11 protein-coding genes are annotated in these 12064 nt (G+C 59.9%); 7 read left to right on the top strand and 4 right to left on the bottom strand.

Annotation, left to right across the window (positions count from 1 at the left end):
• Both AAGS40_RS26150 and AAGS40_RS26145 read left to right on the top strand, forming a co-directional pair.
• On the top strand, positions 1–1443 hold the full coding sequence (locus tag AAGS40_RS26150) for a mechanosensitive ion channel family protein (RefSeq protein WP_345817414.1): 1443 nt from the start codon (positions 1–3) through the stop codon (positions 1441–1443).
• A 541-nt stretch (positions 1444–1984) separates the two neighbouring features.
• Positions 1985–2140: a hypothetical protein gene (locus AAGS40_RS26145; RefSeq protein WP_020071396.1), complete on the top strand. Its 156-nt coding sequence runs from the start codon at positions 1985–1987 to the stop codon at positions 2138–2140.
• A gap of 440 nt (positions 2141–2580) precedes the next feature.
• On the opposite strand, the gene AAGS40_RS26140 is transcribed toward AAGS40_RS26145, so the two are convergent.
• Entirely contained in the window at positions 2581–2763 is a 183-nt protein-coding gene (locus AAGS40_RS26140; protein WP_345817411.1) for a CsbD family protein, read from the bottom strand.
• 446 nt (positions 2764–3209) lie between these two features.
• Between AAGS40_RS26140 and AAGS40_RS26135 the strand changes: the two genes are divergently transcribed.
• From AAGS40_RS26135 to AAGS40_RS26125, 3 genes are read left to right on the top strand one after another with little or no spacing between them, the layout of a single operon-like run.
• The gene (locus AAGS40_RS26135) at positions 3210–3803 is read left to right on the top strand and encodes a YSC84-related protein (protein ID WP_345817410.1); all 594 of its coding nucleotides are present in this window, start codon (positions 3210–3212) and stop codon (positions 3801–3803) included.
• Between the two features lie 50 nt (positions 3804–3853).
• Positions 3854–4858, top strand: a complete 1005-nt coding sequence (locus AAGS40_RS26130; protein ID WP_345817408.1) for a hypothetical protein — start codon at positions 3854–3856, stop codon at positions 4856–4858.
• Positions 4859–4908: 50 nt separating this feature from the next.
• The gene (locus AAGS40_RS26125; RefSeq protein ID WP_345817407.1) at positions 4909–5157 is read left to right on the top strand and encodes a hypothetical protein; all 249 of its coding nucleotides are present in this window, start codon (positions 4909–4911) and stop codon (positions 5155–5157) included.
• A gap of 266 nt (positions 5158–5423) precedes the next feature.
• Here AAGS40_RS26125 and AAGS40_RS26120 read toward each other — a convergent pair whose 3' ends face one another.
• The 3 genes from AAGS40_RS26120 to AAGS40_RS26110 all read right to left on the bottom strand — a co-directional run bounded on the left by AAGS40_RS26120 (position 5424) and on the right by AAGS40_RS26110 (position 9761).
• Positions 5424–6860 (bottom strand): PLP-dependent aminotransferase family protein, encoded by a 1437-nt coding sequence (locus tag AAGS40_RS26120; protein WP_345817405.1) that lies wholly within the window; start codon positions 6858–6860, stop codon positions 5424–5426.
• Positions 6860–7609 (bottom strand): hypothetical protein, encoded by a 750-nt coding sequence (locus tag AAGS40_RS26115; protein ID WP_345817404.1) that lies wholly within the window; start codon positions 7607–7609, stop codon positions 6860–6862. Before AAGS40_RS26115 ends, AAGS40_RS26120 begins: the two co-directional genes overlap by 1 nt.
• Before the next feature lie 259 nt (positions 7610–7868).
• The gene (locus tag AAGS40_RS26110) at positions 7869–9761 is read right to left on the bottom strand and encodes a diguanylate cyclase (protein ID WP_345817402.1); all 1893 of its coding nucleotides are present in this window, start codon (positions 9759–9761) and stop codon (positions 7869–7871) included.
• A 753-nt stretch (positions 9762–10514) separates the two neighbouring features.
• Between AAGS40_RS26110 and AAGS40_RS26105 the strand changes: the two genes are divergently transcribed.
• The gene (locus tag AAGS40_RS26105; RefSeq protein WP_345817400.1) at positions 10515–11492 is read left to right on the top strand and encodes a helix-turn-helix domain-containing protein; all 978 of its coding nucleotides are present in this window, start codon (positions 10515–10517) and stop codon (positions 11490–11492) included.
• A gap of 216 nt (positions 11493–11708) precedes the next feature.
• A complete protein-coding gene (locus tag AAGS40_RS26100) occupies positions 11709–12026 on the top strand; it encodes an EthD family reductase (protein WP_345817399.1) in 318 nt (105 codons plus the stop codon).
• The last annotated feature ends 38 nt before the right edge of the window (positions 12027–12064 follow it).

The following is a 12064-nucleotide window of genomic DNA, read 5'->3' as shown; positions in this document are numbered from 1 at the left end:
ATGCTGGTCGCCATTACTTTCGCGGGCGTGCTCGGACTTCGCCGCTTTTCCGACAGGATCCGCCTCACCTTCGACGTTAGCTGTTTTATCGCCATCAGCTTTTACTTCCACCGACAGCACGTTTTCTTTCCCGTGTTTCCGCCATTGCAGGCGCACGCCGACAGCGGAGCCGTCTGGCTGCGTGCAATCGGCGGCGCGTGGTGGCTGCTGGGTTCGCGCATTGTCGTGGCGACCCTATGGTTCGCGCTTCATCGCGACCGGCGCTCGCGCGGCGCCAGACTTTTCTCTGACCTCGCGGCCGCTGCAATCTATATCGCTACTGCAGCGATCGTTCTGAACTCGGTGTTCGCGCTGCCGGTCACCGGCGTGGTCGCCACGTCTGGCGTCGTCGCGATCGTGCTCGGTCTGGCTTTGCAAAATACGCTAGCCGATGTGTTTTCCGGCATTGCTGTTGGCATTGAGGCACCGTTCAGCGTCGGAGACCGCATCCAGATCGCGGACAAGATCGAGGGGGTCGTCGTGCAGATCAACTGGCGTTCGATCCGGATCAACACGGACGGCGACGACATGGCCATCATTCCCAACAGCCTGATCGCCAAGGCGGAGATTATTAACCGCAGCATTCCAAGTCCGCGCCGCATCGCTTCGGTGGACATATCCTGTTCGGAGCATGCCCTTCCTGATCGTGTCATCGAAATCCTGCTGCACGCTACTTTGCTATGCCCGGACATTCTGCAAGCGCCACCGCCAAGCGCCGTTCTGGCGCAGCTGGGTGCGCGGCGAAACACCTACAAAATCGCTTTTAACGTTGCGAATACCAGCCATCTCGGACCCACCCGGGATCTCTTGCTACGAAGCGTGCGTCGTCAGTTGCACTATGCCGGTTTTTCCGACCTGAGCCACCACGATCAGCTGACGAAGTCCGAGCTCCCCGACGAGGCGCTGCTTGCGCGCCGTCTGCTGCGTGACGTCATACTCTTCGAGTGCCTCGACGAGCAGCAACTCGACGGCCTTTCTGCGCTGCTGGAATTGTTGCGACTCGAACCGGGGGACGCGCTTTTTTCGGAGGGTTCGGTCGATCCCGCGCTGTATATCGTCGCGTGGGGCATTCTGGAGCTTACGCGGCAATCGGCATCAGCAACCGAGACGATCGGCTGCATTGGCGCGGGCGAGTACGTCGGCGAGATTGGCATGCTCACCGCGGCGCCTCACGCGGCTACCGGGGTCGCACGCACTTACTGCAGGATTTACAGACTTCCGCGCAAAGTGCTCGAACCACTTCTGGCCAAACATTCAGAGTTTGCCGCCGAACTCGACAAGTCCGCACGTCGCGGAATGGAAGCCCTTCATCGCAAGGTCGCCGTTCTCGCGTCGCCCGACATCGGCCCGACGGGCCAGTTTCTGAAAAGAATTCGAAGTCTTTTCAATTTTGGAAACGCTTGAAAGACCAATAAGTGCGGAGTGCTTGAATGCAGAGGCATGGCGTTTTTGCTGCCGGATGGTGTCACTGGCTACAAGCTGGCCGTCATTCCCGACCCAAGTTTGGGCCTACATGACGGATGAACCAGAAAGCCGGCAAGCTTTTTGTAGGACGAAAGATTAGAACGCGGACAGGAGCTACCGTTAGCGCGCGGCACTCGGTCAGCCAAGGCGGTGCCGAATCTCCACGCCGCAGCAAACCATAAAAACTTCAGAGGAACCCTTCAACCCGGCGCACGCCAATTAAGCGTCCGCTCGCGACGGGATGACGCACTAAACCGACGGAAAAAGCCGATATAGTGCGTTGCACAAGCCCCAAGAAGCAGCCGATGCGACATCATAGTTGTGTTATACTGCACTGCACAATAACCGTTGCGATCGGCAAAATGCGATCCGACCACCGCGTCCGGCGTTGCCGGTTGCGCACCAGAATGCCGCTGAAGTTGAGTCGACACGTCTGGAACCTACGTTCAATTTCTGTCTACATCATCAAGAAGAGGTCCCTGTGAAATACCTTACCCGCATCGCCGCATCTGGAGCACTCCTCGTCGTCGCTCTCGGTATCGTTACCTTCGCCCAGATCAAGTTTGCGCCGCAATCTGCAGACAGTAACCCGGTTGCACGGATCGTCCTGAACGTCGAATCGCAACTGAACGGTTGAGCGACTTCATCGCCGTATGTAGTTCGCGCCCCGCAATCAAAAAAAACCCGCCAGCTCAGAAGAGAACTGGCGGGTTTTTGCTATTTATTTCACATCGCTTACGACGCGACGGCAACCGAGCGGACGCCTGATCAGGCGCTTCCGGCGAGCAGCCGGTCTCCATCCCCCCGGCATCCAACACTCTGACAGGTCACTCATCGTCATTCGAGGCGCTTCATCGTGTCGGCGCGATTATTCGATCGGTATTTTGGATAACCAAGTACAAACGCAAGCCTGTACAGAATGCAGCGACGAGGCTTGAGCACCGGTCAGATCAGGGAGATTGACGGAGGGTGATGCGCCGTCCATCACCCTCCGCTACCAGACAAATCAGCCAATCAGTCAACCCGCGAAACGCCCCGCATACAAGCATCAGGCGCTGCGCGCGGGTTAGCACGTCATCACTTCTTCAGTTTGTCTTTGACGGCGTCAGCCGCCTTGCCCACATTTTCCTGTACCTTGCCGGCTGTTTTCTCGGCGACGCCTTCCGCCTGAGTGGCACGATCTCCCGTTACCTTGCCGATCGCTTCCTTGATCGTTCCCTTCACCTGCTTGGCAGCGCCATCGATACGGTTCTTATCCATGATTACCTCCAGGTTAAAGATTGGTCATTTGCTTCCGTCGCGCACTGCGCTCCGGAACGACATCAGTATCACCGGATGACGGACAGTGAGCCAGAAGCGAATGCATCAGCTTATCCAGTACATTTGCCTTGCCGGGGCCATCATTACTTCAGTGTCCTATCTATCAATGCCTGTTCAGCGGCCTCACGATCTTCAAACGCATCGCCCATCTTCCTATCTCTCATCTTTTTCACGCGCCGCTGTGCTCACATGGCGGAGGTCGGCCAACACGCATTGACGTCACCTTCATCGCACTGCAAGGCCTGTTTTCCCGAGACATTCGCACCAGGAGTCGGGGTGCGGATGCATCATCCACCCGGTCCTGGCCCCGCCTACACTGTGCATCTTTTCCGGTGTCACTCGCGCATCGCTTCCGTTTCAATCTGAATCGAATAAGGGAGATGAAGATGTTCAGATCAGGCAGACGACACTTCGTTGCAGTTGCTGGTGCCGCTATTGGCTCGCTCTGCATCGGTGCCTGCACCACGACCAGACCGTCGACCACAAACACGGCCGGGTCAATCGACGACCATGATCGCGCAATCAACGCCGAGGTCAGTGCGACACTCGAACGGCTGTATGCGACGGTCAAAGGTTCGCATGAGCTCATCGGCAAAGCATATGGCGTGCTCGTGTTTCCGTCCGTGCTCTCAGCGGGCTTTATCGTGGGTGCACAGTACGGCGAGGGCGCATTGCGCGTTGGCGGACGCACGGAGGGCTACTACAGCAGCGCAGGCGGGTCCTTCGGCCCACAGATCGGTGCGCAATCAAAGGCGCTCATATTCGTTTTCCTGACCGAGGACTCGCTCGTTCGGTTCCGGCGTCTGGACGGCTGGGCCGCCGGTGCGGATGCCACCGTCGCACTGCTCAAGGTCGGCGCAAACGGCGACATCGACACGTCGAGCGCAACCAGCCCAATCGAAGTCCTCGTGCTGACAAACGCCGGATTGATGGCCGGCATCTCACTCGAAGGTACGAAGATCACTCGCCTGAAACGCTAGCCGAACAAGCCGAAGCCATAGTCCCACACGCCTAATCAAGGAGCTTCCTGATGAACCCGTCTGATTCAATCCGCCAACCCGCCCGTTTGATTCCGGCACGCCTGTCATGGGGCGCGGTGTTCGTCGGCTTTGTCATTGCGATGACTACCTATCTGTTTCTCGCCGTGCTCGGTACAGCGATCGGCGCGACTGCCTTCGACCCACTCGGCAATCGTAACCCCTTCAGCGGATTCGGCACGGCCGCCAGTATCTGGGTCGCCGTCTCGACGCTGCTTGCACTGGTCGCAGGCGGCTTCTTCGCCGGCCGCTGCGCGCCGGGCAAGGGTGCGCTGCACGGCTTTCTGTGCTGGTCTCTGACCACGCTCAGCACCGCTTATCTGGTGTCGAGCCTGGCCGGTGGAGCGATTGGCGCCGTATCCGGCGTCGCGGGTCAGGGCCTGTCGCTGGCGGGCCAAGGCATCGCCGCCGTGGCGCCGACGGTTGCGTCGGGTGCCAAGGCAGCGCTGCAAAAGAGTGGCATTTCGCCCAATATCGACGATGTCGAGTCGAACCTCGAAACGCTGCTGAGCCAATCGGGCAAAGCCGCACTCGCCCCCTCACAACTCGCTTCGGCCGCCAGCTCCGCAGCAGCAGATGCCGCCTCGACCGCGAGCGACGCAGCGGTCAATCCGCAATCGTCCGGTTCCGATCTGAAGGACTTCTTCACGCGGCTGAAGGAAAAAGGCCAGCCGGCAATGAATGCCACTGACCGTGACGCGCTTGTGAACATCATCGTCGCTCGCACGGGTAAATCCCGGCAGGAAGCCGCCCAGATTGCAGATAACTATGAGCGGACATACAACCAGGCGCTTCAGCAGTTGCGCGACCTGAAGCAGACAGGCGAACAGAAGGCCCGCGAAGCCGGCGATGCGGCATCGGCTGGCGTAAGTGACGTTGCATGGACTGCGGTAATCGTGCTGCTGCTCGGAGCGATTGTTGCCGCCGTGGCAGGACTGATCGGGCAACGCACGAATCGTGCGGTAGCTGCGCTGAGCGTCGAGCAATCGTTGCACTGACCGATATTTGAAGTCCGGGACAAAATGTTATCGATCGAAGAGGACGATCAATGAAAACAGCTAAAGCAATTTGCGCACTGCTCTTCGCTATTGCGGCGCTCACCGTGACGTCCGCCGCGTACAGCAAAGGATGCCTGAAGGGCGCCGCTTTAGGTGGCGTAGCGGGCCACGTCGCCGGGCACCATGGCGTTGCCGGTGCTGCCTTGGGCTGTGCGGTCGGCCATCACGAAGCGGCGAAAAAGGACAAGGCCGCCGCCGTTGCCGCGCAGAACAACGCTAATGGGCAGCCGCCGCATTGAAAGGTCAGATTCCTGCCTGTGGGTCCCGAAGCCTGAGCCTGCTGGCACTCTGGGCCTGACGAGCCTTGTCCATCAGGATGAAACCGGTACATCCCGGTTTCCTGACTGACTCTTCGACACTTGCGCAAGCGCTGCTGCGGTAAGAGGCTTTCACTGGCCTTGTCTGACAAAGCTGGCGACTACGACTACGACATTTTCGCGTAGCGATCGCGCGACAACGAACGCGTGCATCGCGTGAGTCAGCGGAAGAAGCGACCCACGGCTCTTTAACGGCAGCTTTGTGACTTCAAGGCGCAAGCCATTACGCGCCTCGCCAGGGAGCCCAAAACGTAGATCTCTTTCTCAACGTCAGGAGACCAGGGCCGGCCATAGTTGAGGCGGATGTGGCGACCAAATTCGCGGCCGCATGAAAAGATCGGACCGGGTGCTATCGCAATTTCGTGCGCTTTCGCCATTTCAAACAACTCAACCGCTTCTACCCCTTCCGGTAGCTGCACCCACAGGAAGAATCCGCCCGGCGGCCTGAATACAACCGTCCCCTTGGGAAAGTATCTATCGACTGCGGCCACCATCAAGCTCTGAAGGGACGCGAGTTGGCGACGCAGTTTGCGCAGGAGCCGGTCGTAGTCTGCGTGCTCAAGGTACTCAGCAATTGCGCATTGCACGGGCACGGACGCAGGGGTCATGGTCAGCCAGCGTTCATGCTCAATTCTCGCGGCGTAGCGGCCGGCCGCTACCCAACCCAGCCGCAGACCCGGCGCAAGGCTCGTTGAGAACGAACCGCAGTGCAGCACCGAACCGGTCGAATCGAAGCGCTTCGCCGGATACGCTGGCGTCAAACCGAAATGCAGTTCGCGGAATACATCGTCCTCGATGAGCGGCACCCCATGTTCCGCCAGCAACCTGACAAGCGCCTCTTTCCGTTCATCGGAGAGCGTCGCGCCTGTCGGCTGGTGGAGCGTAGTCGTGAACCAGCAAGCCCGTATCGGATGCTGCCGCAACGCCGCCGCCAGGACCCCGAGGTCGAGTCCACGATAGGGATCGACAGGGATTTCCACCACTTTAAGACGCAAGCGCTTGATCGCCTCTTGCGCAGCATGGAAAGCGGGCCGTTCGATTGCGATGGTGTCGCCAGGACGCGTTAGAACCTGCAGACAAACGATCAGTGCATCGAGCGCGCCGCTCGTCACGACAATTTCCTCGGGTAAAACCGTAACGCCTGTGACCAGATAGCGCAGCACGATCTGGCGACGCAGAGCTGCTTCCGCCGTTTCCGCCGACAAGGTGTTCTGCGAACTGACCATCCTCCGGGTTGCCGCAGTCAAAAACCGCGAAATACGGTCAAGCGGGAAAAGCCGAGGACTGGGCTCCAGGGCGCCCAGTCCCGGAAGCGCACAACTACGTTGAGCCTTCATGAAGCGGATGGTCAGGCTATCACTGTTAGTTTCGTCAGTACGACGATCTGGAATAATCGCCAGTGTGCTGGTTAATGAAGGACGACTTGCGACGAAATAGCCCGACCGGGGTCTTGCGACAATCAGCGCCCGTCTTTCAAGGGTGTAATAAGCGTGGAAGACGGTTGAAGGACTCACACGGTATGAACAGCTTGCCTGGCGCACCGACGGGAGCCGCACACCGGGTTCAAGCGTTCCGTCAAGAATCAGGCTTTCGAATTCTGCTGCCAGTTGGAGATAGCGTTTCATTATTTTGTTTTGCTAATTGGATGAAACCATCTTTTGAACGGCCAGCCGTCAACCTGGGCTACGACTGAGACACGCATTGGCCAGAGGACACCGCCCAATACGCCCCATACCGCGGTAAGTTGCTTAGTTCTTCTGATCGGGGCGAGAGCGTCGGCACCGATGGAGCGCGAGTGGACTCGTGTTTCACAGCTCCTGTGCGCCAGACAGTCGGCGATAAAACTCGCCGTTTGTTGCAACCACTGCTCTGCCGCGTCGGCCCACGGTGTGCTATCAGCCAATGCATCACAAGCTGGAAGCCCGTTTCGTTCGGCAGGATGCTGGCAGGTAACTCGCCACCGCAATCCCTTGTGCGGCGAAACAGCATTCAACCCCAGAGCGGCCTTCGCTTTGGCAGTTCCGGTGGGAACATCAGGCAGCGCCTGCAGCGGACGGCTAGCGGGCATTCCGGCGGGCAAGGGGCGAGCAATCAGTCCGGCAAGGGCGGCAGGAACAGCGGGCAACTCAGTAATGGACATGCAATCCGAGCCAAAATGGAACTGGGGCGTGGTGAACCGGCAAGCCGGTCCGTCAATTGTTGCCAGATGCCGCGCGAAACATCGCAAGAAGTAAAACCGGTCTGCGCCGCACTTTGCCAGCGAGTAAGCGTCCGCAATAGCAGCAGATGCCGAAAGAAACGCCGTATCAGATTGAGAGGTGGCTATCTTTGAAGGCTGGCGGGTAAGGTGCGGGCGCGATGCCATACCTGTCATGGCGGTATCCGCCAACGAGCGCAAGTTGAAACGGTGCAGGCGGTTCAAGGACGGCCGCTGGGGCGCGAAGATGGTCGAAATGCGTTGCACCCAAAAAATCGTATCGGCTGGGCGGCAGCCGGAAGAGTTCGCGGGCTACGGATACCCGTCACCGCCGCAGTTCGACGGAGCGGTCTCGACGCTGGGCGCCCTGTGCGCTGACGAATCGCGCGGCAGGCGCCCGGTTGGGCGGTCCTGCACCGCATGGCGCGGCGTCGATCTAGCCGGCCGGTGAGTCGTTAAGCTCGTGCACGACAATACGTGCTTTGCCCGCCACTTTCGCACGATACATGGCGGCGTCGGCCGCGCGTAGCAGGGCTTCACCACCCAAAGACGCCGGCTGCCCACGCAGAAGCATGCCGATACTGGCCGATAACCGCACGACCTTGTCCCCGACGTGGATGGGCTGGCTCAGTGTCATCAGGATTGCCCGTGCAATTCTCTCCAGAGCAGCACGATCGACTGCGCGACCGGTCAGCAGCACGGTAAACTCATCCCCGGCATGTCGCGCAACCAGATCTCCGTCACGCACGCAGCGGCTGATCCGACGCGCGGTCTCAACCAGCACCTCGTCGCCACACTGATGCCCGTACGTATCGTTCACAGCCTTGAAGCCGTCCAGGTCAATGAACATGATGGCAGCCAGACCGTCGCCGCCTGATGCACACGCCTCATCCAGCCTCTCGAGGAAGGATCGTCTGTTCGGCAGCCCGGTGAGCGCGTCATGGAACGCCTGATGCCGCAGGCGATCGAGCAGCGTCGTTCGTTCCGTCACATCGTGCACCAGCAGGTAGTAACCGTCAGCCGACCGATCGTGAACGCGACGCGGCACCAGCACACCACGCAGGACGCGTTGGCTCCCATTGAGCGTCGCGCCCACCTCGTACTCGACCCGTTCGCCGTTGAGCGCACGTTGGATATACGGCTCGATGGCCGCAAAATAGCCAGCCTCGAGAACCTCATGGGCCAGCCGTCCCACGGTCTGCTCCGGGTCCAACCCAAACCACTCACGATAGGTTGCGTTGGCGAACTGATATCGTCGTTCACCGTCGACATACCCGACCAGCACCGGAAGATTGTCGGCAATAGCGCGCAAGTCGATACGCGAGGCTCCTAATTGCCGTTCAGTGCTTGTCAGTTGCTCACGCGCCCGGCGCAGAACTTCCGAGGTCTCGAGTGCTCCCCGATGCAACGTGGCCTCTCGCGCGTCGCGCGCGGCTTTTTCCTGATGCTCCGCCCCGGTATCGTGAATGACGAAGAGCCAGCCTCCGTCGCGCGCCGACGTGGTCTGCTTCAGTGCCACCTGCACTCTCGCTGGCTTGATTTGCCTGTTGCGCAGCCGGAACGTTACGTCCAGCGTCTGCACTTCGCCACTTCGACCACGATTGAGTGCCTGCACCGCTTGTTCGAGCCGGGTCCGGTCGTTCGCATCAAGCAGATCGAGTATGTTCGTTTTCGTCAGCGAAGCGCGAGAGCGCGCGAAAAAATTTGCACAGGCATCATTCATGTGCCGCCACGCCCAGTCCTTTCCGATATGCGCGATAGCGACCGGAGTCCGATGGAACGTGTCGACGTAAAGCGCACTCTGGGCCTGAAGCCGGTCGATCGCCTGAAGCACCTGCGAACGATCAGAGGTGTCCAGCTTGCGCAGCGCAACTTCGTGCTCGACCATTTGCCCCAGGTCCACGAGCATCTGACGCTGTTCGCGCGTGAAGCGTCGCGGCGTCGTGTGCATGACGCACAGCATACCGACGGGCTTGCCGCATGGCAGACACAGCGCAATGCCTGCGAAAAAGCGGATCCCCCATTCGCCGGTTGCCAGCGACCCCTGCGCAAACTCCGCATCGGACAGCGCATCCCTGACAACGAAGGGTCCCTTGCATTCGAGCGTCCGGCGATAGTACGCCTGCATATGGACGACCACGTCCCGATCGCACCCGCTTGCGCCCATCAATTCTGGCTGGCCGAGATGGTCGAGACATACGACGGACATTCGTGATTTCAGCGCGCGTGCGGCGACCCGGGTCACGCGCTCAAAGTACTCATCGCAGTCGCTTTCTGATGGCGCGGTGGTGCCGGGTGTTCGCGTTGTGCAGCTTTCGATAAGACGCATGAGGGCAATTCTGCACATTTATCTGAGTTGCAGACTATGACCTGACTGCGTTTCGAAAACGAGGAGCAGTTATGTGCGAAACATGCATATCAGATTCGCGGTCATGTGCGAGGGTAGTACATCGCCGGCACGAAGGGCGATGGACAATGGCGGGCCGCCACCGCGGAGAACATGTGAACATCGTGAAAAAGCACGATTTTCTAGCGGCGCAGTGATCGTCATGCGAAGCGACTGCACCGCGTCGATTGGTTACAAACAGGGTTCGCTAACAGGCGATTCGCGCGCGAATGGTGACGATCCTGCCGATAGCGCTTCTGCTCCCCAATGCTGTAGTCGATCTCTTCATCACCGTCCAGCACGCCGCTTGCTGCGTAGTCGCAAGGTCTGGCATCACGGTCTGATCGCCAAAATTCCGCTGGAACTAGGCAACGTGTTTTCCCGGCTGGCGCACCGTCCGCATCCAGCCGCCAGCCGTGCAACTGCTGTCGTTCGCGCCTTATCAGCACTGGCCTGGGCGGGTGCGTCACGACCCGGCCAATGCCCCGCTGCGGCAGATGGTGAGGCAAACGGTTCGATCACTACCCCAACGTTTCCTGAGCGGCGTTGGCAACGAAGGTTCATCGGCGGACGGGTTTTGCCGGGTAGGACCCGCACCGGCATGGCCGTTAATATTGAGCGGCTTCCTCGCGACGGTCACCACATTGCCGCAGCAGATCAGAACCGGAGACACCAATGCCAGAGTCGAGCAAACTGATGCCAGAAGTTCGGCAACCGCCACCCGCCGTGCGCCATGCGCAGCCGGAAGCGCTCGTCGCGCGCTCGACCGATCTCTGGGAACAGTGCGTCTCCGAGAAATTCCTGCCGCTCGCCATCGAGCCGCTTCCGGCCACCGGCGGTTTCGAAGGACGCTCGCTAATGACGCGTTTCTGCGACAGCGTGGTGGGTGAAGTGTTGGTCGGGCCGCATCGCGTAATGCGTACCCGACGTCTCGTTGCCGATGCGAAGGCGCGCTACATCAAGATCTACTGGCAGCTAGGCGGCTATGCCAATCTGGAGCAAGGCGGACGCGACCTGATCATCCAGCCGGGTCAATGGACGATCTACGACACGTCAGTGCCCTATCGGTTCGACACGTCTGAGTTCTCGCATTTCATGACGCTGCTGCTGCCGCAAAGCGAAGCCGGCCACTGGGTTCCGCAACTCGAAAATCTGTTCGGCACGGTGCTGCCGGCCCAAGGCACCGCCGAAATCGCCCGCGCCGCGCTAGGCGGTCTGCTGCGCGACGGCGTCACGCTGGAAACCGACGGGCAGCTCGTCATGCAGGACTCGATTCTCGCGTTGATGAGCGCGTCGATCAGACAGTTCGCCCTCAATCAGCCCGCGTCCGGACAACGCCCGGTGTCACGACGCCTTGAACGCGCGCTAGCCTACATCGAGCAGCATCTCGTCGATCCCGACCTGTCGACCGATACCGTCGCCAACGCATGCGGCATGTCGCGCCGCACGCTCTACACCGCCTTCGATCACATCGGCCAGACGCCCCATGCCTACATTCTCGCGCAACGTCTCGATCTGGCGCGGCGGCTGCTCGGCGAATCAGGAACGCGACGCAAGATAACCGAGGTCGCGTATGAAGTCGGCTTCGCCGACGCTGCGCACTTTTCCCGTGCATTCCTCGAACGCTTCAAGGTCACCCCGAGCCATTGGAGAGCCAGCCGCGCAACCGTGTAAAGGCCCCAAAAGCGCACGCCGGAGGTTGCGCGCGCGCCTATTTGCACCGTGCTGCGATGCAATAGCACACACAGACATCGCCTCTGCATGATTCAACAATCTTTGCATGCACGCGCTGTTTATAGTTGATCTCAGGCATCACTCTTCTTTCGATCCGCCAGTCGCAGGTACGCAGAAATTTGCGAGGCCCGCGCATGGCCTGCACGCGAGCTCGTCATGTACACGCTATTAGTGCTGTATCCCCCACCCTTATCCAAAGACGACTTCAGGCGTTACTACGTCGATGCGCATCTGCCGCTCGCCGCGCAGCTTCCGGGATTACGCAGCAGCAGTCATGTGTTCGAACCGCAAGGGGTCGGCAGTGCGTCACCGTATTTCTGCATCTGGCAAGGTCAGTTCGACAGCGCGGACGCGCTTGACGCAGCGATGCAATCTGAGATCGGTCAGCGCGTTGCCGCCGACACGGCAAACTATGCCAGCGGCGGCGTACACGTGTTGCGCTATGGCGCAACGGCCGGCCGCATCGCGCACTGACTCCCGCAAACACTGTTACTCAATCGAGTGGAGATTCA

The organism is Paraburkholderia sp. PREW-6R (assembly GCF_039621805.1).
Classification (GTDB): Bacteria; Pseudomonadota; Gammaproteobacteria; order Burkholderiales; family Burkholderiaceae; genus Paraburkholderia.
This window is presented reverse-complemented; position numbering and strand designations above follow the sequence as displayed.

Coding starts and splice junctions, on each gene's coding strand:
- AAGS40_RS26150 (WP_345817414.1), top strand. CDS start 1: ATGCTGGTCGCCATTACTTTCGCGGGCGTGCTCGGACTTCGCCGCTTT.
- AAGS40_RS26140 (WP_345817411.1), bottom strand. CDS start 2,763: ATGGATAAGAACCGTATCGATGGCGCTGCCAAGCAGGTGAAGGGAACG.
- AAGS40_RS26135 (WP_345817410.1), top strand. CDS start 3,210: ATGTTCAGATCAGGCAGACGACACTTCGTTGCAGTTGCTGGTGCCGCT.
- AAGS40_RS26130 (WP_345817408.1), top strand. CDS start 3,854: ATGAACCCGTCTGATTCAATCCGCCAACCCGCCCGTTTGATTCCGGCA.
- AAGS40_RS26125 (WP_345817407.1), top strand. CDS start 4,909: ATGAAAACAGCTAAAGCAATTTGCGCACTGCTCTTCGCTATTGCGGCG.
- AAGS40_RS26120 (WP_345817405.1), bottom strand. CDS start 6,860: ATGAAACGCTATCTCCAACTGGCAGCAGAATTCGAAAGCCTGATTCTT.
- AAGS40_RS26115 (WP_345817404.1), bottom strand. CDS start 7,609: ATGACAGGTATGGCATCGCGCCCGCACCTTACCCGCCAGCCTTCAAAG.
- AAGS40_RS26110 (WP_345817402.1), bottom strand. CDS start 9,761: ATGCGTCTTATCGAAAGCTGCACAACGCGAACACCCGGCACCACCGCG.
- AAGS40_RS26105 (WP_345817400.1), top strand. CDS start 10,515: ATGCCAGAAGTTCGGCAACCGCCACCCGCCGTGCGCCATGCGCAGCCG.
- AAGS40_RS26100 (WP_345817399.1), top strand. CDS start 11,709: ATGTACACGCTATTAGTGCTGTATCCCCCACCCTTATCCAAAGACGAC.